Source organism: Amycolatopsis sp. NPDC043885, assembly GCF_056435685.1.
The window spans coordinates 216,342-236,230 of sequence record NZ_JBWKEA010000003.1; the positions used below are offsets into that span (position 1 = coordinate 216,342).

Below are 19,889 nucleotides of genomic sequence, written 5' to 3' on the forward strand. Positions count from 1 at the left end.
GTGTCGATCTTCTCGATGCCGAGGCTACTCAGCCTTCACGGGCTTTGCGGCGCTGTTCTTCGGCGCGCTCCCGACACTTGCGAAGGAACTCTTCGTCGTCCTCGGCGCTCGTGGCGGCGAAGCGGCCCGGCCGGTCGTACTCCGGGAACGCCGGCGACTCACGTTCGTAGCGGCCGCGCGGGACGCGGGCGGCATTCTGCGGACGACCGGCGACCAGCCAGACGATCGAGCCGATCAACGGGACGAGCAGCACCAGCAGCAGCCACATCCCCTTCGGCATGTTGCGGCACGATCCCTCGTCCGTGGTGATCACGTCGACGATGCAGAAGATCCACAGACCGAGCGTGAGAACGCCGAAGAAACCATTGAAATACAGCATCGAAAGACTCCCCAGTTCCAGATGACCGGGGTAAGTCTTAGCACAGGAGGGCGTCGAGAATTCCCGCGGCCACTTGCCGCGCCTGCGTTTCCCCTGGGCACTGCTTGGGCCCTGCTCCGAACGGACGTTTCGTCAGGTCCACCTCGACCACCTCGCCGCCGACCCACCGCCGGGTGACGCGGACCGGCGGATCCTCACGCAGGACCCGGTCGAGCAGGCCTTCGACGTCCTCGCCGGGCCGGTGGGCGGCCAGCGCCTTGCCGAGCAGCTTGGCCGTCGCGTCACAGGCCTGCACCAGGAGCCCGATCCGCGCGGCCGTCCGCTCGTCGGCGTCACCGCAGGTTTCGACCAGCCGCCGCATGGCCTCTTCGGCGTCGGCCCCGATTTCCGTGTGCGGATGATAGGCGCCGGAAACCGTCGCGACGTCGCGGGAAACGTCCGGCAGGCCGAGTTCCGCGGCCAGCACGGCCACCGGGACCGTCCACACGGTCCGCTCCACCGGCCCGTCCCGCATTTCGCCGGCGAGCGCGAAAGCCTTGTCCCGCAGGGACTCCATCGACGCGAGCTCGGCGAGCACCAGCGCCCGCCGTCGCGCGTGGTCCTCCGGGCGGCTGAACCGGGCGACGGTCGCCCGCAACCACCGGACACCACCCGGCTCGACGTCCTGGGGCACCGGCGGGACAGGGGCTTCGATCAGGGGATCGTCCATACCGTGACGCTAAGTGCGGAACGCTTCGGTCACGGCCGAAACATGAGCACAGCGTCGTTGTTATGGTGACCGGGTGACGGCCGTGTCGGAGGCAACCGAAGTCGACGGCGCGGGGCGGACGGCGCAACCGCGCCAGCTGATCGTGACCGTGTACGGCCTCTATTCCCGCGGCGAGGGCGGCTGGCTCTCCGTCCGTTCCCTGATCGACCTGCTGGCGGGCGTGGACGTCGAGGAACCGGCCGTCCGGTCGTCGATCTCCCGGCTGAAACGGCGCGGGATCCTTTCCGCGGTACGCCGGAACGGCGCCGCGGGTTACGAGCTTTCCGAAACCGCGCTGGCGATCCTGCGCGAAGGAGACGAGCGGATCTTCCGCCGCGAACGCGCCACCCCCGGCGACGGCTGGCTGCTCGCGGTGTTCTCCGTCCCGGAAGCCGAACGGCACAAAAGGCACGTTCTTCGCACGCAGCTCGCCCGGCTCGGCTTCGGGACGGCGTCGTCCGGGGTCTGGATCGCGCCCGCGCATCTGCGTGACGCGACCTCCGACATGCTGCGACGGCTCGAACTCGAGGGGTACGCCGATCTCTTCCACGCCGAGCACCTCGCGTTCGGCGACGTGCGGGAGAAGATCCGTGACTGGTGGGACCTCGATCAACTCGAGTCGCTGTACACCGCCTTCCTCGACGAGCACGCGGCCGCGTTGCGGCGGTGGCAGCGGCGCAAGACCACGGACGAGGCCGAAGCGTTCGCCGACTACGTCCGCGTGCTGACCGACTGGCGGCGGCTGCCCTATCTCGACCCCGGCCTGCCCGCCGAACTGCTGCCCCCGGGCTGGGCGGGCATCCGGGCGGCGGACCTGTTCTTCACGCTGCACGCGAGGCTGGGCGAGGCCGCGGCCGCGCACGTCTCACGCACCCTGCCCATGTGAGATGAAGGACGCTTTCATAGCAAAATTTGCTATGAAAGCGTCCTTCATCTCACTTACGCGGCGACGACCGCGAAGCCCTGCACCTCCACCAACGCCTCCTCGTCCCACAGCCGGCTGACGCCGATTCCCGCCATCGCGGGGTACTCGCTCCCGGCCAGCCGCTTCCACACCGCGCCGATCTCGCGCGCGTGGGCGCGGTAGTCGTCCATGTCGACGATGTAGATGGTCACGCTGCACAGGTCCGACGGCGCCCCGCCCGCCGCGCGCAACGCGGTGAGCAGGTTGGACAGCGCGCGTTCGAACTGTTCGACCACGCCGTCGCCGACGATGCGGTTCTCCTCGTCCAACGCCGTCTGACCGGCGAGGAAGACGAATCTCCCGGTCGCGGCGACGGCGTGCGAGAAGCCGGAAGGGCGACCGAGCTCGGGCGGATTGATGCGCTCCATACGGGTCACCATATCCCGTATCGTTGACGGTCGTACATACCGCGACATACCCTGAGCGACGTGCGTATCGCGGTGTTAGGCGGCGGCCCGGCGGGGCTCTACTTCGCCACGCTGGCGAAACAGCTCCATCCCGATCACGAGATCACCGTCTGGGAGCGCAACGCGCCCGACGACACCTTCGGGTTCGGGGTGGTGTTCTCCGACGAGACGCTCGGCGGGATCGAACACGCCGATCCGGTGATCCACGCCGCCATGCGCCGGGAGTTCGCGCGCTGGGACGACATCGACGTCCACTTCCGCGGCACGGTGCACACGTCGGGCGGGCACGGGTTCGCCGCGATGAGCCGCAAACGGCTGCTCGGCATCCTCCAGGAACGCTGCGCGGAACTCGGTGTGGACGTGCGTTTCCGCACCGAAGCACCGAGCGCGGCCGAGGCGAGCGCCGAGTACGACCTGGTCGTCGCGGCGGACGGCGTCAACTCCCCGACCCGCGACGCCTTCGCCGAGAGCTTCCGCCCGAGCCTCCAGACCCGGCGCTGCAAGTACATCTGGCTCGGCACGGATCTCGTGTTCGACGCCTTCAAGTTCTACGTGCTGGAGACCCCGCACGGGATCATGCAGATCCACGGCTACCCGTACAGCGACACCGCGAGCACGTTCATCCTGGAACTACACGAGGACGTCTGGCAGCGCGCGTTCGGCGAGATCGCCGCGACCGCGCTGGCGCCGGGCGAGAGCGACGAGAAGTCGATCGAGGTCATCCGCGAACTGTGCGCCGAAGTCCTCGGCGGCCATCAGGTGTTCGCCAACAACTCGAAGTGGACCGCGTTCGCCACCGTGCGCTGCGCGAGCTGGCGGCACGAGAACGTCGTCCTGCTCGGCGACGCCGCGCACACGGCGCATTTCTCCATCGGCTCCGGCACGAAACTCGCCATGGAGGACGCGCTCGCGCTCGCCGCCTGCCTGCACGAACAGTCCGATATGGACAGTGCACTGCAAGCGTACGAAGCCGAACGCAGGCCCGTCGTCATCTCCACCCAGCGCGCCGCGCAGGCGAGCCTGGAGTGGTTCGAGAACATGGGCCAGTACACCCACCAGGATCCGGCGCAGTTCGCGTTCAACATCCTCACCCGCAGCCGCCGCGTCACCTACGACAACCTCCGGTTGCGTGATCCCGAGTTCGCCGCCGAACTGGACTCCTGGTTCGCGTCCACTTTGGACTCGGACGTACGGCCGCCGATGTTCCAGCCGTTCCGCGTCGGGAACCTCGACCTGCCGAACCGCGTCGTCGTCTCGCCGATGGACATGTACTCCTCCGAAGACGGCGTCCCGACCGATTTCCACTTGGTGCATCTGGGAAGCAAGGCGCTCGGCGGCGCCGGGCTGGTGATGACGGAGATGGTCTGCGTCTCCGAAACCGGCCGGATCACCCCGGGCTGCGGCGGCCTCTACACCGAAGAACAGGAACGCGCCTGGGCGCGGGTCACCGACTTCGTCCACGGCCACACCCCCGCGCGTATCGGTGTCCAGCTGGGACATTCGGGACGCAAGGGCTCGACGAAACTGATGTGGGACGGTATCGACCAGCCGCTCCCCGAGGGCAACTGGGAGATCTGCGCCCCGTCCGCGATCCCGTACAGCGAAGCGAATCAGACCCCGCGCGAACTCACGAAAGCCGAGCTGACCGAGATCCGTGACCAGTTCGCGCACTCCGCCGGCGCCGCCGCGCGCGCCGGGTTCGACCTCCTCGAACTCCACTGCGCGCACGGCTACCTCCTGTCTTCGTTCCTGTCACCGCTGACCAACCGGCGAACCGACGAGTACGGCGGCTCGCCGGAGAACAGGCTGCGTTTCCCGCTCGAAGTCTTCGACGCCGTCCGCGCGGCCTGGCCCGCGGAGCGGCCGATGACGGTCCGCATCTCCGCGACCGACTGGCACGAAGGCGGAATCGACGTGGACGACGCCGTCGAGATCGCCCGCGCGTTCGCAGAGCACGGCGCGGACGGCATCGACGTGTCGACCGGCCAGGTCGTCAGCGAGGAGAAACCGGAGTACGGCCGCAGTTACCAGACGCCGTACGCGGACCGGATCCGCAACGAGATCGGGCGCGAGTACGGGATCGCGGTGATCGCCGTCGGCGCGATCTCCTCCTACGACGACGTCAACTCGCTGATCCTGGCGGGCCGCGCGGATCTGTGCGCGCTCGGCAGGACCCACCTTTACGATCCACAGTGGACATTGCACGCCGCCGCCGAACAGGGCTATCCGATGCCGTGGCCGAAGCAGTTCGCGGCGGGCAGCCGGAAACCGCAGGGCGGCCGCACCGACGGGCCGAAACCACGGCTCGAACTGTTGCGCTCCGGCGAAACCGGCACCGCGCATGCCCGCTGGCGACCTGGGAGCGATCGATGACCGCCTTCGCACTGAGCCCCGAACAGCAGGCCTTCGCCGACGAGGTCCGGCGGCTGGGCGCCGAAAAGCTCCGCCCACTGGCCGGATCCGGCACCGAAGGCGCGGTGAACCGGCCGCTGCTCAAGGAAATGGGCGCGCTCGGCCTGCTCGCCCGGCTGTTCCCCGGCGTTGACGGCGGCAGCCCGAGCCGGGAGGCCGCCGCGACGGATCTCTGTATCCTGCGGGAATCGCTCGCGAGCCAGAGCACCGAAGCCGAGACCGCGTTGGCGTTGCAGGGTTTGGGCACGTATCCGGTACTCCAGTCCGGACAGGACTCGCAGGTCTCGAAGTGGGTCCCGGCCGTGGCCGCGGGTGACGCCGTCGCCGCCTTCGCGCTCACTGAACCGAACGCGGGTTCGGACGCGGCGGCACTGGAACTCGCCGCCGAGCCCGACGGCGACGGCTGGCGTCTCACCGGCGAGAAGATGTGGATCTCGAACGCCCCCGAGGCCGATTTCTACAGCGTTTTCGCCCGCACCACACCGGAAGCGGGCTCGCGCGGCGTCTCCGCGTTCGTCGTGCCCGCCGACCGCGCCGGGCTGTCGGGCGAGCACCTCGACCTCGTCAGCCCGCATCCCATCGGCACCCTGGTCTTCGACGGCGTCCGCGTCGAACGGGACGAACTGCTCGGCGAAAAGGACCGAGGCTTCGGCGTGGCGATGCGGACCCTGGACCTGTTCCGCCCGAGTGTCGGCGCCTTCGCCGTCGGGATGGCGCAGGCCGCGCTCGACGCCGCGGTCGCCCACGCCCAGTCCCGTGTCGCGTTCGGCGGTCCGCTCCTGAAACAGCAGACCGTGGCGCACACCCTCGCCGAAATGGCGACCCGCACCGAGGCGTCGCGCCTGCTGGTCTACGCCGCGGCCGCCGCCTACGACGCGGGCGAGCGGAACCTCGCGGGCCGCGCCGCGATGGCGAAACTGTTCGCCACCGAGACCGCGCAGTACGTCGTCGACTCGGCCGTGCAGATCCACGGCGCGCGGGCGCTGCGGCGAGGGCATCTGCTCGAACACCTCTACCGCGAGGTCCGCGCGCCGCGGATCTACGAAGGCGCGTCCGAAGTGCAGCGGACGATCATCGCGCGATCGCTGGTTTCTTCTTAGCCGGACGGCGATCCAGGTACCACTGCGTGGCGAACAGGACCAGCGTCGTGCTCACCCAGGCCGAGATCGCGGCGACCGACTGGGTCAAGGCCAGTTCGCTTCCGCCGAACGTGGTCTCCAGCTGCGGCCGCAGCGTGATCAGCGCGATCGGCCCGACCACCCGGCTGACGATGATCGACATGGTCAGCGCGAAGCTGCGGATCATCCAGCGCCGATGATCGCCGAACCGACGTTGCCTCGCCGCGCGCCAGCCGGCGAACGTGCACCCCAGCCACAGCACCCCGGCCAGCACGTTGGCCACCCGCGTCGCCGGGCCGAACGGGCTCGTCGCGCCGACGACCAGCGCCGGCAGACCGGCCGGGAGCACCCCGGCGAAGACGTACACCCGGCCGATCTTCCGGTGCACCGCCGGGTACTTCGCCCGGAACCACGGCCAGATCTGGAGCAGCGCGCCGACCATCGCGATCGAGCCGAACAGCACATGCGCCGCGAGGAACCAGTAGTGCGAGGTGAACCCGGGCGGCTGTGGAACCCTCGACCGCGCCGGGTCCATCGCCAGATACGGCGGCATCGAAAAGGCCAGGAAGATCACGATGACGACGGCCAACGGCCCCACCCACGGCCTTCGCCACCACGATTTCCGTGGCGCCTCCCGCTGGTCACGTTGTTCGAGCCTGACGGTCATCACTGTCCCCCACGTTTCCGGTAGCGGCAAACAACTTTCCGCAGCCGAACCTAGGACGCGGGGCCACCGGGAAGAATGGAGCGGGCCGCCGGTTCGAGGGTGGAGCAGCCCCTACCGCCGTCCGCCGCGCACCCGCTCGACGATGTCGCGGTACGCCAGCCCACTCTGTTTGATCGTCCGCGCCTGCGTCTCGCGGTCGACCCGCACCAAGCCGAGCCGTTTCGCGTAGCCGTACGCCCATTCGAAACTGTCCAAAAAGGACCAGGCGAAATAGCCGCGGACGTCCGCGCCCGCCTGCCTCGCGGCGGCCGTGGCGGCGATATGCGCGGACAGGTACTCGGCGCGGTCGTCGTCGCGGACGAAGCCGGTCTCGTCGGGGACGTCGGCGAACGCGGCACCGTTCTCGGTGACGTAGAGCGGCAGACCCGGATAGTCGCGGCCGATCCGGACGAGCAGTTCGGTGAGCTTGTGCGGCAGGATCTCCCAGCCCAGCACCGTCGACGGCGCCCCGAACGGGACCTTGCGGAACGCGGGAATCCCGAGATGCTCCACCGCGTCCCCGTTCTCCTCCACCCCGGAGTACCGCGTCCCGAAGTAGTAGTCGACACCGAGGAAATCGAGCGGTGCGGCGATGATCGACGGATCCCACGGCTCCGACGGCAGGCGGATGCCCTGCCGCGCGAGGGTCTCGAGCACGTCCTCGGGGTACCGGCCGTGGACGAGCGCGTCGAGGTAGAACCTCGTCCCGAGCCCGTCCTCGAAGCGGGCGGCGGCCCGGTCGGCCTCGCTCGAAGTGGCCGGGTCGGCGGTGCTCAGGTTTAGCGTGATGCCGAACTCGGTCCCGGGCGGCGCGAGTTCCCGCATCCGCCGCACGGCGAGGCCATGGCCGAGCAGCAGGTGATGCGCCGCCGCCATCCCCGCCTTCGCGTCCCGGCGGCCGGGCGCCATCACCCCGTGGACATACCCGTGCATGGCCGTGCACCACGGTTCGCTCAGCGTGGTCCAGTGGCGGACCCGGTCGCTCAGCCGCTCGAACACGAGCATCGCGTAGTCGGCGAACCGAACGGCGGTGTCGCGCGCGGGCCACCCGCCCGCGTCTTCGAGGTGCTGCGGCAGATCCCAGTGGTACAGCGTCAGCCAGGGGTCGATGCCGTTGTTGAGCAGTTCGTCGACCAGCCGGTCGTAGAAGGCGATCCCGGCCGGGTTGACGCCGCCGCGCCCGCGCGGCTGCACACGGGGCCACGAAACGGAGAAGCGGTAGGTGTCGACGCCGAGTTCCTTGAGCAGTGCGACGTCGGCGGGCATCCGATGGTAGTGATCGCAGGCGACCTCACCGGTGTCACCGTTGTCGACCGACCAGGGGGACTGGGCATAAGTGTCCCAAATGGACGGTGTCCGTCCGTCTTCGGCGACCGCGCCTTCGACCTGGTAGGCCGAGCTGCCGACGCCCCACCGGAAGTCCGGCGGCAAGGTGCCGATGAGCTCGTCGTCCCCCGTCATAACCCTCTTCCCGCCTTATTTCACCAGTTGATACATGGCGGAGGATAAGGTCGTGGGGCATCCTGGAAAGGTCCGCCGCCACAAGATGGGTATCCGCATGCCTGCCAAGCGCACCACCGTCCGTGACCTGCGGCGGCACAACCGTTCCCTCCTGTTGTCGAAACTCTACTTCGACGGCCCGCTCAGCCGCCACGAATTGAGCGGTCTGACCGGTTTGAGCGCCGCGACCGTCAGCAACGTGACCGCCGAACTCGGCGAAGAACGGCTCATCACCGAGGCCGGGCTGGTCGAGTCCGACGGCGGCAGGCCGCGCGTCCTGCTCCGCGTCGACCCGGCGTACGGACATGTCGCTGGCGTCGACATCGGCGAGACCGGGGTGAAGGTCGAACTGTTCGACCTCACCATGAACCGGCTCGCCACCGTCGAACATCCCCTCGCCTCGCCCCGGCCGGACGCGGCCGCGGCGGTCACCCAGGTGGCGTCCGGGCTCCGGGAGGTGATCACGGAATCGGGGGTCGACGAAGCGACCGTGCTCGGTGTCGGAGTCGGCGTCCCGGGCACCGTCGAGCAGGGCGAGGCGGTGCGCGTGCACGCGCCCACCATCGGCTGGAAGGAGGTCCCGCTCACCGACCTCCTGCGCGCGGAGGGCGTCGAGCTGCCGCTGTTCGTGGACAACGGCGCGAAAACCCAGGGACAGGGCGAAATGTGGTTCGGCGCCGGCCGCGGCGCGCGACACGCGGTGATCGCCCTGATCGGGTCCGGCGTCGGCGCGGCCGTGGTCACCGACGGCACCACCTACCGGGGCTCCACCAGCAGCGCGGGAGAATGGGGCCACACGACGATCGTCTACGGCGGGCAGGAATGCCGCTGCGGATCGCGCGGCTGCCTGGAGTCCTACGTCGGCGCGGAGGGCGTCCTCGCCCGCTATCGCAAGGCGCGCGGCGGAAAGGCGTCGGACGAGGACGAGCAGACGCAGTTCGCCGCCCTGCTGGAGTCGGCGGGCAGGTCCAAGGTCGCGGCCAAGGTACTGGAAGAGACCGCGGGCTATCTCGGCGCCGGGATCGGCGACCTGATCAACCTGTTCAACCCGGAGCGGATCGTGCTGGGCGGCTGGGCCGGGCTGGCGCTCGGCGAGCACTACCTGCCCGAGATCCGGCGCGTGGCGGGCGAGCACGCGCTGGCGCACGTGTTCGACCAGACCGAGATCGAGCTCGGGCAGCTCGGCCCGGACGCCGTCGCCATAGGAGCCGCCACCCTCCCGGTCGCCGCCCTCCTGGAGCAGGGCGCGGACCCGCGCACGGCCGGGTCGAAGCGCGGCACGGCCGCCTGACCTTAATTCGAGGCCGAAAAATACGTCTTGTCGCAGTGGTAGAGACCATGCATACTTTGTTGTCAGGCACAACAAAGTAGGTTCTGCCAGCGCTTTCCGTTCTCTCGCGCGTTCCCTGCCGCGCGGGGTCCCCAACGGTCAGAGAGGCGACAACGATGTCCATCTCAGCTCGGTTCCGCTGGGCGGCGCTCCTCGCCGCCGGCGTCCTGCTCGGTTCACTCCCGGCCACAGCCCAGGCTCCGGCCTCCGAGGCCGCGGTCATGGCCGCGACCTTCACCGACGACTTCAACGGCCCCGCCGGCGCGGGTATCGACACCTCGAAGTGGCATTTCGAGACCGGTGACAACGTCAACAACCACGAGCGGCAGTGGTACACGTCCGGGACGAACAACGCCGCGCTCGACGGCCAGGGCAATCTCGTCATCACCGCGAAGAAGGAGAATCCGGGCAACTACAACTGCTGGTACGGGCGCTGCGAGTACACCTCGGCGCGTCTGTCCACGCAGGGCCAGTTCACCCAGACCTACGGCCGGTTCGAAGCGCGGATGAAACTGCCGCGCGGGCAGGGGATGTGGCCCGCGTTCTGGATGCTCGGCGCCGACATCGGCAACGTCGGCTGGCCCAACAGCGGCGAGATCGACATCATGGAGAACGTCGGCTTCGAGCCGAACACGGTGCACGGCACCCTCCACGGCCCCGGTTACTCCGGCGCGGGCGGCATCGGCGCGGCCTACAACGGCCCGAACTTCTCCGACGACTTCCACACCTACGCCGTCGACTGGGCACCGAACCAGATCAAGTGGTACGTGGACGGGAACCTCTATCAGACCCGCACCCCCGCCGACCTCAACGGCAACCGCTGGGTCTTCGACCACCCCTTCTACCTGATCCTGAACCTCGCCGTCGGCGGCTACTGGCCTGGCGACCCGAACTCCGGCACGGTGTTCCCGCAGCGTCTCGTCGTCGACTACGTGCACGTCACTTCCAGCGACACGGCCGGGCGGACCGGCCGGATCACCGGGATCGGCGGGAAATGCGTCGACGTCGCCGGCGCGAACACCGCCAACGGCACCCCGATCCAGATCACCGACTGCAACGGGAACGCGGCGCAGAACTGGACCATCGGCGGCGACGGCACGATCCGCGCGCTCGGCAAGTGCATGGACGTCTCCGGCGGCGGGACCGCGGACGGCACGGCCGTGCAACTGTGGGACTGCAACGGATCCGGCGCGCAGAAATGGGCGGTCAGCGGCGCGCGCGACATCGTGAACCCGCAGGCGAACAAGTGTCTCGACGCCACCGGGAACAGCTCCGCGAACGGGACGCGACTCCAGATCTGGACCTGCGGAGGCGGCGCGAACCAGAAGTGGGTCACCCCCTAGCCCGATCTCGCGTTTCGTCCTCTGAACGCGGTGGTTCGCATCCCGAACCACCGCGTTCAGAGGACGGATTGCGTCAGGGGGAGCGTTCGGCGTAGGCCTCGACGAGCTGGTTTTCGGCGTCGGTGAGGTACTGCGCGAGGAGCTTTTCGGCGCCAAGGCCGTCGCCTGCCTCGATGCGCTCGAGGATCTCCGCGTTGCGCTTGAGATACGGCTCGTGGAAGCGCCGCGGGTCGGCCATCATGTGGAACACCAGCCGCAGCTCGGCGAGGATGCCGCGCATCAGCTCGTCGATCCGTTCGCTGCCGCTCAGCTCGGCGATCGCCGAATGGAACCGGATGTTCGCGGTGCCGAGGTCCTGCCAGCGCTCACTCCGCTCGGCGACCCTGCCGTCCTCGACCAGGCGCGCGAGCTTCCCGAACGTCGGTGGCTTCTCCGTCACCGCCCGCACCGCGGAACACTCGACGACCTTGCGGACCTTGTAGAGGTCGACGACGTCCTCGACCGGCAGCACCCGCACGAAGACACCGCGGTTGAGCTCGTGGGTCAGCAGGCGTTCGTGCGTGAGCAGCCGGAACGCTTCGCGCAGTGTGTTGCGGGAGACGCCGAGCGCCGAGCCGATGTCCTGCTCCGACAGCCGGACGCCGGGCAGGAAGAAGCCTTCCGCGATACGCGTGCGGAGGACGCCCGCGACCCTTTCGGCCGTGCTGGTGCGGCTGATCATGCCGCGATCCGCCTCGAGTCCTTCTACCGAGGCAGGACCACCCTCCGCGATCGTCACGTGACCGATCCTACCTAGCCACAAGAGGCCCAGCCAAGAATCCTCTTGTGGAATTGTTGAACAATACCTACAGTGGCAAAGCATGTGACCCGTGCCACCCTGAGATTCACCCTCTGGAGGTGCCGATGAACGCGACAGCCACTACCGAAGACACACGCCCCTTCGCCTGGTTCCGCACGCTCGGTTCGCGAGGCCGCCGGGCCTTCGTCGGCGCGTTCGGCGGATACGGGCTCGATTCGTTCGACTACCAGACCCTGCCGCTGGGCCTGGCCGCGATCACCGCCTACTACGGCCTCTCGGGCGGCGAGGCGGGTCTGCTCGGCACCACGACGCTGGTGGTTTCGGCGATCGGCGGGATCGGCGCGGGCATCCTGGCCGACCGCATCGGCCGGGTCCGCACCCTCCAGATCACCATCGCGATGTACACGATCTTCACCGTGCTCTGCGGGTTCGCGCCGAACTTCGAGACGCTGCTGGTGTTCCGCGCCCTGCAAGGTCTGGGCTTCGGTGGCGAATGGGCCGCCGGCGCCGCACTGGTGGCGGAGTACTCGCAGGCGAAGTATCGCGGCCGCACGGTCGCCTTCGTGCAGAGTGCGTGGGCCGTCGGCTGGGCGCTCTCGGTCGTCGTCTATACCGTCGTCTTCAGCCTGTTCAGCCCGGACATCGCCTGGCGCGTGATGTTCTGGACCGGCGTCATCCCCGCGCTGCTGGTGCTGTGGGTCCGCCGCAACGTCCAAGACGCGCCCGTCGCCGAAGCGGCCCGCGCCACGAAGAAGGAACGCGGTTCGCTGGCGGGCATCTTCAAGCCGGACCTGCTGCGCACGACGTTCTTCGCCGCGCTTCTCGCCACCGGAGTCCAGGGCGGCTACTACACGCTGGCGACCTGGCTGCCGAGCTACCTCAAGACCACCCGCGGCCTCACCGTCATCGGGACCGGCGGCTATCTCGCGTTCCTGATCTCCGGTGCCTTCATCGGGTACGTCACCGGTGGCTATCTGACGGATCTCTTGGGCCGCAAGAAGACCTTCCTGCTGTTCTCGGTGCTGTCGGCGGGTCTCATCGTCGCCTACACGCAGATCCCGGCGGGCGCGAACACGCTCGTGCTGTTCCTCGGTTTCCCGCTCGGGTTCTCGATGTCCGCGATCTTCAGCGGATTCGGCGCGTTCCTCGCCGAGCTGTACCCGTCGGCGCTGCGCGGGACCGGGCAGGGCTTCACCTACAACCTCGGCCGGGCCATCGGCGCCACGTTCCCCGCCGTGGTCGGCTTCCTCGGCGCGGGCGGCGCGATGGTGTTCGGCGCGGTCGGCTACGGCATCGCCGTGCTGGCGCTGCTCGGCCTGCCCGAGACTCGCGGCCGCGAACTTCTGTGACCAGAATCGGAAGAGGAGGCACCGCGATGACCACCTTCGACGAACCGGCGACCTTGTCCCCCGGCGAGGCCCGCGCCCTGTTCCGCGCGGGCACGGCCCGCCCGACCACCGGCTGGGCGAACGGGTTCACCCAGACCAACCTGATCGCCGTCCCCGAGGACTGGGCCTACGACGTCCTGCTGTTCTGCCAGCGGAACCCGCAGCCCTGTCCGGTACTCGACGTCAGCGACCCCGGCGACCCGTCGACCCGGCTGGCGCCCGGCGCGGATCTGCGCACCGACCTGCCGCGGTACCGCGTCTGGCAGAACGGCGCGCTGTCCGGCGAGCTCACCGACGCGAGCGGGTTGTGGCGCAGCGACATGGTCGCGTTCTCGATCGGGTGCAGTTTCACCTTCGAATCGGCGCTGGCCGCGGAGGGCATCCCGCTGCGGCACGTCGACCAGGGCCGCAACGTGGCGATGTACGTGACGAACCGCGAGTGCGTCCCGGCCGGACGCCTGCACGGGCCCATGGTCGTCTCGATGCGGCAGATCCCCGAAGACCGCGTCGACGACGCCGTGCGGATCACCCGCGGGATGCCCGCCGTCCACGGTGCGCCGGTGCACATCGGCGACCCGGCCGCGCTCGGTATCGCCGATCTCGGCAAGCCCGACTTCGGCGACCCGGTCGACGCGGAACCCGGTGACGTGCCGGTGTTCTGGGCGTGCGGTGTGACCCCGCAGGCGGCGCTGATGGCCTCGCGGCCGCCGTTCGCGATCACGCACGCGCCGGGCTACATGTTCGTGACCGACAAGCTCGACAGTGAGTTCAGGGTGGCCTGATGGACCTCAACAGTGATCTCGGCGAAGGTTTCGGCGCCTGGAAGATGGGCGACGACGACGCCATGCTCGACATCGTCACCAGCGCGAACGTCGCCTGCGGCTTCCACGCCGGCGACCCGTCGGTGATGCGGCGCGTCTGCGAGCGCGCGGCGGAGCGCGGTGTCGTCATCGGCGCCCACGTCGCCTACCGCGATCTCGCCGGATTCGGGCGGCGGGCGATGGACGTCGCCCCCGCCGACCTGGCTGACGACGTGCTCTACCAGATCGGCGCGCTGGACGCGTTCGCCCGCGCGGCGGGCTCGCGGGTGCGGTACGTCAAACCGCACGGGGCGTTGTACAACACGGCCGCGGTGGATCCGGAGCAGGCGGCCGCGGTGGTCGAAGGGATCCGGCGATTCCACCCCGAGCTCGCGCTGCTGTGCCCGCCTGAATCGGAAATGGCCAAGCAGGCCGAACAGGCCGGGCCCCCCGCGTACGCCGAGGCGTTCGCGGACCGCGCGTACACGCCCGAAGGCCTTCTGGTCTCGCGGAAACTGCCCGGCGCCGTTCTCCACGACGCCGACGAGGTGGCCGAACGCGCGGTCGCGATGGCGACCACCGGCAAGGTCGTCGCCGCCGACGGGACCGAGCTGGCTCTTCAGCCGCATTCGCTGTGCGTGCACGGCGACACGCCCGGCGCCGTCGAACTGGCGCGGCGGATCCGCGCGGGGCTCAACGCCTCCGGTGTCCACATCGGACCCTTCATCGAGGCCGCCTGATGCGACTGCTGCCCTATGGGGCGCGTGCGGCCATGGTCGACTTCGACGATCCGTCGGAGGTGCTCGGGCTGCACGCGTCTCTGGAGCAGGACCCGCCGGACGGCGTCGTCGAGCTGGTCCCCGCCGCGCGGACCCTGCTCATCCGGTTCGACCCCGGCCGGACCCATCACGACCGGCTCGCCGGCGACGTCCTCGGCCGGGCAGGAGTGGACGTCGAACCGCGCGAGGCCGCCGAGATCGTCGTGCCGGTGCGCTACGACGGCCCGGACCTCGCCGACGTCGCGGCCGCCGCCGGCATGTCGGCGGAAGCGGTGGTCCGGCGGCACGAGGACGGGACGTACGTCTCGGCGTTCTGCGGCTTCGCTCCCGGATTCGCCTACCTGACCGGGCTCGACCCGGCGCTGCACCTGCCGCGCCGGACGAGCCCGCGCACGCGGGTCCCCGCCGGGTCGGTCGCGATCGCGGGCGAATACACGGCGGTGTACCCGAACGCCTCGCCCGGCGGCTGGCAGCTGATCGGGCGGACCACGCTGCCGGTGTGGGACGTCGAGCGGGAGCCGCCGAACCTGCTGGCGCCCGGAACCAGGATCCGGTTCACTTCATGACCGCGAAGATCGAAGTGGTCCGGCCCGGGGTTTTCGCCACCGTGCAGGATCTCGGGCGGCCCGGCCTGGCCGCGATCGGCGTCGGCCGGTCCGGCGCCGCCGACCGCGGTTCGCTGCGGCTGGCGAACCGGCTGGTCGGCAACCCCGAGAGCCACGCGGCCCTGGAGTGCGTTCTGGGCGGTCTCGTCCTGCGGTTCCCGGCTCCGGCGACCATCGCCGTCACCGGCGCGCCCTGCTCGGTCACCGTCGGCGGACGGGCTTTCGGCTCGGACTCGCCGATCCCGGTCGGCCCCGGCGACGAACTCGTGCTCGGCATGGCTTCTCACGGTTTGCGTTGCTATGTCGCGGTGCGTGGCGGCATCGACGTCCCTCCGGTACTGGGCGCGCGGGCGACCGACACCCTGGGCAGACTCGGCCCGCCCGTGCTTTCGTCGGGGATGACCTTGCCGGTGGGCCAGGAGGTACAGGCCCATCCCGGGGTGGATCTCGCCCCTCGCGCTCCCTTGCCCGACGTCCCGGTTCTGCGGATCAGCGCCGGCCCTCGGGTTTCCTGGTTCACCCCCGCCGCACTGTCCACTTTGGTCTCTTCCGGTTACGTCGCCACGTCCGACGTCGATCGGGTGGGCGTACGGCTCGAGGGTCCCGTGCTGTCGCGGGCGCGAAGTGGCGAGCTGCCGCCCGAGGCGGCTGTGCCGGGCGCGTTGCAGGTCCCTCCTTCGGGGCAGCCGATCCTGTTCCTGGCCGACCATCCGGTGACCGGGGGCTACCCGGTGATCGCGGTGGTGGAGGAAGCGGATCTGGATCTGGCCGCGCAGGTGCGGCCGGGGCAGCGGGTGCGGTTCCGGCTCTCGTGAGTGGTAAGGACGGTTAGAACCGTCCTTACCACTCACGAGGCTTGACCGGCTCGGTACCAGCGCTTGCCCTCCTGAGGCCCCCTGCGCGTGGAGGTCACCAAGGTCCGTGAAGGCCTCCTTGCCTACCCTCAAGGTAGGCAAGGAGGCCTTCACGGACCGTCCTTACCACTCCCGAGTCCTGAAACCCGCAAAGTGATGTTCAACCGCCCCACCAGCCCCAGCGCCGGATCAGCGGTCCCCGGCAAGATCCGAGGCACCCCGTGGAAGGCCAGCCGCGACTCCCCGCCGAACACGAACAGGTCCCCCGACCGCAGATCCACGTCCGTATACGGCCGCCCACGGTCGACCGTGTTCCCGAACCGGAAGACACAAGCGTCCCCGAGGCTCAGCGAAACGACGGGCTCCAACGACGCCTCGTCCTTGTCCTGGTGCAGCCCCATCTTCGCGGCGGAGTCGTAGAAGTTCACCAGCGCGATGTCCGGCTCGTACGACGACGGACCATAAGCGGACGAAACGGCCCGCCGCCCGAGATCGCCCAGCCACGAAGGAAACGGCAGCACCGGGGAGCCGTCCGCGGTCACCTTCGAATACCGGTACGGGTGCCAGTGCCAGCCGAGGCAGACCGTCCGCACCGACATGACGCCGCCGTTCGGCAGCCGCGTCCGGCGGTAGCCACGCCAGCCCCGGCACGCTTCGACCAGGCGGCGTTGCTCGTCGAGGTCGAGCCAGTCGGGAACATGCACCGCACCGGGCGCGACTTCGGTACGCGGGCGAGGGATCAGCGCGTCCACGCGTCGAGTTTGCCAGGGCGCGCGCCGACGATCCGGTGGCCCCGCACCAGGACACCCGCCGCGACGAACCGGCGCAGCACGGATCGGCCGAACCGCGGCAGGGACGGAGCACCCATGACTGTCACGGCCAAGGAAGCTGCCACAAAGGGCCGGGAGAAGCCACCTTTCGGACTACTCCGATCGGCCGGTTGACCGCAGTGTGTTCACCCGGTCACCGTGTGAATTCGACCACCGTCACCCCAGCTCGCGCGGGCACCGGGTCGTTCATCTCCGCCAGCACGGCGGGGACGTCGTCGAGGCCGACCCGATTGCCGATCATGCCCTCGAGGTCGATCCCGGCCGTCTCCACGACTCGCAGCATCTCGGGGTACTCGTGCGCTTGCAGCCCGTGGATGCCGACGATCTCCAGCTCCCCGCCGATCACCCGGTGCATCGGGATCGGCGCGACGCCCTGCGCGGGCGGCATCAGCCCTGCCTGAACGTGCCGTCCCCGCTTCCGGAGGCTGCCGATCGAGGCGGCACAGGTGGTCGGCGAACCGAGGCAGTCGAGGGAGACGTGCGCGCCGCCGCCGGTCAGGTCGCGGACGTGCGCGGCGACGGCTTCATGGCCTTCGAACGCGGACGGATCGACGGCCGAAGAAGCCCCCATCCGCACAGCCAGCGCCCTGGCCTGCGGAGACGGGTCGACAGCGACGACCGACGCACCGGCCGCGACGGCCAGCAGGATCGCCGAGACGCCGACCCCGCCGCAGCCGTAGACCGCGACCCGCTGACCCGGCCGGACCCCGCCCTGGCGCAGCACGGCCCGGAACGCCGTCCCGAACCGGCAGCCCAGCGCCGCCGCTTCTGCGCACGTCAGCGAGTCGGGCAGTGCCACGAGGTTGACCTCGGCGTTTTCGATGGCGACGTACTCGGCGAACGAGCCCCAGTGGGTCGCGCCCGGCTGGAACTCGCGGTCGCAGATCTGCTGGTCACCGGCCGCGCACTGGGCGCAGGTGCCACAGGCGCAGACGAACGGCACCGTCACCCGGTCGCCCTCCGACCAGCCGCGTACGCCCTCGCCGAGCGACGCGATCCGGCCGGCGAGTTCGTGCCCGGCGACGTGCGGCAGCTTCACCGACGTGTCGTGCCCCTGCCAGGAGTGCCAGTCGCTGCGGCACACCCCGGTCGCCTCGACGGCGATCACCACCCCGCCCGGCGGCGCGACCGGATCCGGCACCTCGCGTACCTCGGGCAGCACCCCGAACTCCTCGAAGACGACCGCCCGCACCCGCACTCCCTACGTGTCCCGGCCTCGCCGCATCACGATGCCCTCGCCGGGCACCGTACACCGGGCCGCCCGCCCTCGCGGCGGCCCCAGAAGCCGTGACAGGGACTCCGGCGGCACCCCGAGGACCTCCTCGAGATTCTTGAGCACCAGCAGGGATTCCGGCCGTTCCGGACGGCAGCGGCCGGACTGCCAGTGGCTCAGTGTCGCGAGACTGACCGAGCACCCCCGCCCTCTGAGCCGGTACCGGATCCGATCGAGACCGAGCCCCCGCGCCCTGATCGCCGCCCTGAGGGCGTCCGCGAACGGCCCCGTCTCCAGCAGCCGCCTGAGTTCACGTCCTTCCGCCACCCCCCGGTCGATGGTGTGTGTCCGCTGACCGGTCATCTTCATCGCCTTCGCACGCTCGCTAGCCACCCGGAATAGCGCAGCCTAGGCGCGGGATCACATGATCGGAAGGGTCTTGGATCACCTATCGGCGTGGCAGGCGGGTGACGTAATTATGCAGAGACGTAGGGAAAATTCCCTACATGCGCCCCGCCGATACGCGTCCACAGTGGACACGGGCTCAGCGCAGCGCGACCGACAGCGCCTGCGCGATCTCCTTGCCGATGGCGTGTGTCGCCGCGTCCGGGGGCGAGCCGACCTTGACCACCATCGGGCCGCCGAACGGCTGGCGCTCGACGACCTCGATCCGCTCGCCGAGGCCGATGGAGTGCTCGGTGAGGTAGCGCAGGAGCTCCGGATCGGTGTCCCAGACGCGGACGATCTCGCCGACCGCGCCGGGCGGGAGGTCGTCGAGGATGCGCATCGGCATCTCCTCGACGCTGCCGTCGGGCGCGGGGATGGGGTCGCCGTGCGGGTCGCGCACCGGGTTGCCGAGCTTCGCGGCGATCCGCTCGACGAGCCTGTCCGACACCGCGTGTTCGAGCGCGTCGGCCTCGGCGTGGACCTCGTCCCAGGTGTAGCCGAGTTCGGACACCAGGTAGGTCTCGATCAGCCGGTGGCGGCGGAGCACGGAGCGGGCGAGCAGCCTGCCGTCTGTGGTCAGCTCGATCCCCCGGTACGGGACGTGCGCGACCAGCCCGAGCTGGGACAGCTTGGTGACCATGCCGGACGCCGACGACGGGCTGACCTCCAGCCGTCCGGCCAGCGACGTGTTGGTGACGGCCTCGCCGCGTTCCACCAGCCCGTAGATCACCCGGACGTAGTCCTCCACGGACGACGACCTGCGGCTTGCCCCTTCACCCATGGGTGCGAGTTTACGGCTTGCCGCTCCCGTGCGACTCACCCAGCGTGGGGTCGCCAGCGGTACCGGATCCAGCCGGGGACGGGTTCGGCGCCGAGCTGGGCGTAGAACGCCTCGCCCTTCTCGTTGCCCTCCTGCATGTCCCATTCGACCCGGCCGGGCGTCCGCGCGCTCAGCTCGTCGAGCAGCTCCCGCCCGAGGCCGAAGCGGCGGTGTTCCGGGCGCACGAAGAGGTCGTCGAGCCAGATCCCCGGCCGGGCCTCCCAGGTGGAGAAGTTCCAGCTGCAGAAGGCGAAGCCCGCGATCTTGCCCGGTTCACCCGGAGGGGTGGCCAGCAGCACCCAGGCCTTCGGGTCGGGTCCGAAGAGGAACCCGGCCATCTCCTGCCTGTCGAGCTTCAGATCGTGTTTGTCCTCGTAGACCGCGTGCTCCTCGATGAGCGCGCAGATCTCCTCGATGTCGTCCGCGACCGCGTCCCGTACCGGCATG

At 69.7% G+C, this 19,889-nt stretch carries 22 protein-coding genes; 10 read left to right on the forward strand and 12 right to left on the reverse strand.

Translation table 11 applies throughout. The features are described from left to right. Window positions 1-28: 28 nt before the first annotated feature. Both AC069I_RS13935 and AC069I_RS13940 read right to left on the reverse strand, forming a co-directional pair. Window positions 29-379 (reverse strand): PLDc N-terminal domain-containing protein, encoded by a 351-nt coding sequence (locus AC069I_RS13935; protein ID WP_478265565.1) that lies wholly within the window; start codon window positions 377-379, stop codon window positions 29-31. A gap of 37 nt (window positions 380-416) precedes the next feature. Then, complete coding sequence (locus tag AC069I_RS13940; protein WP_478265566.1) at window positions 417-1,088, reverse strand: cytochrome P450 family protein; 672 nt, start codon at window positions 1,086-1,088, stop codon at window positions 417-419. A 73-nt stretch (window positions 1,089-1,161) separates the two neighbouring features. On the opposite strand from AC069I_RS13940, the gene AC069I_RS13945 reads away from it, so the two are divergent. After that, entirely contained in the window at window positions 1,162-2,013 is an 852-nt protein-coding gene (locus tag AC069I_RS13945) for a PaaX family transcriptional regulator (protein WP_478225369.1), read from the forward strand. 53 nt (window positions 2,014-2,066) lie between these two features. On the opposite strand, the gene AC069I_RS13950 is transcribed toward AC069I_RS13945, so the two are convergent. Further along, window positions 2,067-2,471, reverse strand: coding sequence for a RidA family protein (locus AC069I_RS13950; RefSeq protein ID WP_478225368.1), 405 nt, complete (start codon window positions 2,469-2,471; stop codon window positions 2,067-2,069). Between the two features lie 48 nt (window positions 2,472-2,519). Between AC069I_RS13950 and AC069I_RS13955 the strand changes: the two genes are divergently transcribed. Continuing rightward, window positions 2,520-4,871 (forward strand): bifunctional salicylyl-CoA 5-hydroxylase/oxidoreductase, encoded by a 2,352-nt coding sequence (locus AC069I_RS13955; protein WP_478265567.1) that lies wholly within the window; start codon window positions 2,520-2,522, stop codon window positions 4,869-4,871. After that, complete coding sequence (locus AC069I_RS13960) at window positions 4,868-6,010, forward strand: acyl-CoA dehydrogenase family protein (protein ID WP_478265568.1); 1,143 nt, start codon at window positions 4,868-4,870, stop codon at window positions 6,008-6,010. Before AC069I_RS13955 ends, AC069I_RS13960 begins: the two co-directional genes overlap by 4 nt. Here the strand turns inward: AC069I_RS13960 and AC069I_RS13965 are convergent. After that, entirely contained in the window at window positions 5,982-6,695 is a 714-nt protein-coding gene (locus AC069I_RS13965; RefSeq protein ID WP_478265569.1) for a DUF2306 domain-containing protein, read from the reverse strand. The two genes, AC069I_RS13960 and AC069I_RS13965, sit on opposite strands and share 29 nt — an antisense overlap. A gap of 111 nt (window positions 6,696-6,806) precedes the next feature. After that, window positions 6,807-8,195 (reverse strand): GH1 family beta-glucosidase, encoded by a 1,389-nt coding sequence (locus AC069I_RS13970; protein WP_478225365.1) that lies wholly within the window; start codon window positions 8,193-8,195, stop codon window positions 6,807-6,809. A gap of 85 nt (window positions 8,196-8,280) precedes the next feature. Here AC069I_RS13970 and AC069I_RS13975 point away from each other — a divergent pair, with 85 nt between their 5' ends. Both AC069I_RS13975 and AC069I_RS13980 read left to right on the forward strand, forming a co-directional pair. Then, complete coding sequence (locus tag AC069I_RS13975) at window positions 8,281-9,525, forward strand: ROK family protein (protein WP_478235475.1); 1,245 nt, start codon at window positions 8,281-8,283, stop codon at window positions 9,523-9,525. A gap of 155 nt (window positions 9,526-9,680) precedes the next feature. Then, entirely contained in the window at window positions 9,681-10,907 is a 1,227-nt protein-coding gene (locus AC069I_RS13980; RefSeq protein ID WP_478225364.1) for a family 16 glycosylhydrolase, read from the forward strand. Between the two features lie 73 nt (window positions 10,908-10,980). Here AC069I_RS13980 and AC069I_RS13985 read toward each other — a convergent pair whose 3' ends face one another. Then, entirely contained in the window at window positions 10,981-11,628 is a 648-nt protein-coding gene (locus tag AC069I_RS13985; RefSeq protein ID WP_125674432.1) for a GntR family transcriptional regulator, read from the reverse strand. 182 nt (window positions 11,629-11,810) lie between these two features. Between AC069I_RS13985 and AC069I_RS13990 the strand changes: the two genes are divergently transcribed. The 5 genes from AC069I_RS13990 to AC069I_RS14010 are packed head-to-tail and all read left to right on the forward strand — an operon-like array spanning window position 11,811 to window position 16,093. Then, window positions 11,811-13,055: an MFS transporter gene (locus AC069I_RS13990; RefSeq protein WP_125674250.1), complete on the forward strand. Its 1,245-nt coding sequence runs from the start codon at window positions 11,811-11,813 to the stop codon at window positions 13,053-13,055. A 26-nt stretch (window positions 13,056-13,081) separates the two neighbouring features. Next, window positions 13,082-13,876, forward strand: coding sequence for a putative hydro-lyase (locus tag AC069I_RS13995; protein ID WP_478265570.1), 795 nt, complete (start codon window positions 13,082-13,084; stop codon window positions 13,874-13,876). Then, window positions 13,876-14,634, forward strand: coding sequence for a LamB/YcsF family protein (locus AC069I_RS14000; protein WP_478265571.1), 759 nt, complete (start codon window positions 13,876-13,878; stop codon window positions 14,632-14,634). The genes AC069I_RS13995 and AC069I_RS14000 overlap by 1 nt, the downstream gene beginning before the upstream one ends. Further along, a complete protein-coding gene (locus AC069I_RS14005) occupies window positions 14,634-15,239 on the forward strand; it encodes a 5-oxoprolinase subunit B family protein (RefSeq protein WP_478225362.1) in 606 nt (201 codons plus the stop codon). The genes AC069I_RS14000 and AC069I_RS14005 overlap by 1 nt, the downstream gene beginning before the upstream one ends. After that, window positions 15,236-16,093, forward strand: coding sequence for a 5-oxoprolinase subunit C family protein (locus AC069I_RS14010; RefSeq protein ID WP_478265572.1), 858 nt, complete (start codon window positions 15,236-15,238; stop codon window positions 16,091-16,093). Before AC069I_RS14005 ends, AC069I_RS14010 begins: the two co-directional genes overlap by 4 nt. A gap of 149 nt (window positions 16,094-16,242) precedes the next feature. Here AC069I_RS14010 and AC069I_RS14015 read toward each other — a convergent pair whose 3' ends face one another. From AC069I_RS14015 to AC069I_RS14040, 6 genes are all read right to left on the reverse strand, one after another. After that, the gene (locus AC069I_RS14015) at window positions 16,243-16,884 is read right to left on the reverse strand and encodes an alpha-ketoglutarate-dependent dioxygenase AlkB family protein (RefSeq protein ID WP_478235438.1); all 642 of its coding nucleotides are present in this window, start codon (window positions 16,882-16,884) and stop codon (window positions 16,243-16,245) included. After that, the gene (locus AC069I_RS14020; protein ID WP_478225359.1) at window positions 16,872-17,000 is read right to left on the reverse strand and encodes a hypothetical protein; all 129 of its coding nucleotides are present in this window, start codon (window positions 16,998-17,000) and stop codon (window positions 16,872-16,874) included. The genes AC069I_RS14015 and AC069I_RS14020 overlap by 13 nt, the downstream gene beginning before the upstream one ends. 95 nt (window positions 17,001-17,095) lie before the next feature. Next, the gene (locus AC069I_RS14025) at window positions 17,096-18,154 is read right to left on the reverse strand and encodes a zinc-dependent alcohol dehydrogenase family protein (RefSeq protein WP_478265573.1); all 1,059 of its coding nucleotides are present in this window, start codon (window positions 18,152-18,154) and stop codon (window positions 17,096-17,098) included. 9 nt (window positions 18,155-18,163) lie between these two features. Then, entirely contained in the window at window positions 18,164-18,544 is a 381-nt protein-coding gene (locus AC069I_RS14030) for a transcriptional regulator (RefSeq protein ID WP_478225545.1), read from the reverse strand. A 175-nt stretch (window positions 18,545-18,719) separates the two neighbouring features. Then, window positions 18,720-19,403, reverse strand: a complete 684-nt coding sequence (locus AC069I_RS14035) for a metal-dependent transcriptional regulator (protein ID WP_192743702.1) — start codon at window positions 19,401-19,403, stop codon at window positions 18,720-18,722. 35 nt (window positions 19,404-19,438) lie between these two features. Then, window positions 19,439-19,888, reverse strand: coding sequence for an N-acetyltransferase family protein (locus AC069I_RS14040; protein ID WP_478225357.1), 450 nt, complete (start codon window positions 19,886-19,888; stop codon window positions 19,439-19,441). Window position 19,889: the final 1 nt, after the last annotated feature.

Excerpts from the sequence above, each read along its gene's own strand:
- AC069I_RS14035 (WP_192743702.1), bottom strand. The coding sequence starts at position 19,403 with ATGGGTGAAGGGGCAAGCCGCAGGTCGTCGTCCGTGGAGGACTACGTC.
- AC069I_RS13980 (WP_478225364.1), top strand. The coding sequence starts at position 9,681 with ATGTCCATCTCAGCTCGGTTCCGCTGGGCGGCGCTCCTCGCCGCCGGC.
- AC069I_RS13970 (WP_478225365.1), bottom strand. The coding sequence starts at position 8,195 with ATGACGGGGGACGACGAGCTCATCGGCACCTTGCCGCCGGACTTCCGG.
- AC069I_RS13985 (WP_125674432.1), bottom strand. The coding sequence starts at position 11,628 with ATGATCAGCCGCACCAGCACGGCCGAAAGGGTCGCGGGCGTCCTCCGC.
- AC069I_RS14040 (WP_478225357.1), bottom strand. The coding sequence starts at position 19,888 with ATGCCGGTACGGGACGCGGTCGCGGACGACATCGAGGAGATCTGCGCG.
- AC069I_RS13975 (WP_478235475.1), top strand. The coding sequence starts at position 8,281 with ATGGGTATCCGCATGCCTGCCAAGCGCACCACCGTCCGTGACCTGCGG.
- AC069I_RS14020 (WP_478225359.1), bottom strand. The coding sequence starts at position 17,000 with ATGGGTGCTCCGTCCCTGCCGCGGTTCGGCCGATCCGTGCTGCGCCGG.
- AC069I_RS14010 (WP_478265572.1), top strand. The coding sequence starts at position 15,236 with ATGACCGCGAAGATCGAAGTGGTCCGGCCCGGGGTTTTCGCCACCGTG.
- AC069I_RS13950 (WP_478225368.1), bottom strand. The coding sequence starts at position 2,471 with ATGGTGACCCGTATGGAGCGCATCAATCCGCCCGAGCTCGGTCGCCCT.
- AC069I_RS14000 (WP_478265571.1), top strand. The coding sequence starts at position 13,876 with ATGGACCTCAACAGTGATCTCGGCGAAGGTTTCGGCGCCTGGAAGATG.
- AC069I_RS13960 (WP_478265568.1), top strand. The coding sequence starts at position 4,868 with ATGACCGCCTTCGCACTGAGCCCCGAACAGCAGGCCTTCGCCGACGAG.
- AC069I_RS14005 (WP_478225362.1), top strand. The coding sequence starts at position 14,634 with ATGCGACTGCTGCCCTATGGGGCGCGTGCGGCCATGGTCGACTTCGAC.
- AC069I_RS13965 (WP_478265569.1), bottom strand. The coding sequence starts at position 6,695 with ATGACCGTCAGGCTCGAACAACGTGACCAGCGGGAGGCGCCACGGAAA.
- AC069I_RS13990 (WP_125674250.1), top strand. The coding sequence starts at position 11,811 with ATGAACGCGACAGCCACTACCGAAGACACACGCCCCTTCGCCTGGTTC.
- AC069I_RS13935 (WP_478265565.1), bottom strand. The coding sequence starts at position 379 with ATGCTGTATTTCAATGGTTTCTTCGGCGTTCTCACGCTCGGTCTGTGG.
- AC069I_RS14030 (WP_478225545.1), bottom strand. The coding sequence starts at position 18,544 with ATGAAGATGACCGGTCAGCGGACACACACCATCGACCGGGGGGTGGCG.
- AC069I_RS13940 (WP_478265566.1), bottom strand. The coding sequence starts at position 1,088 with ATGGACGATCCCCTGATCGAAGCCCCTGTCCCGCCGGTGCCCCAGGAC.
- AC069I_RS13995 (WP_478265570.1), top strand. The coding sequence starts at position 13,082 with ATGACCACCTTCGACGAACCGGCGACCTTGTCCCCCGGCGAGGCCCGC.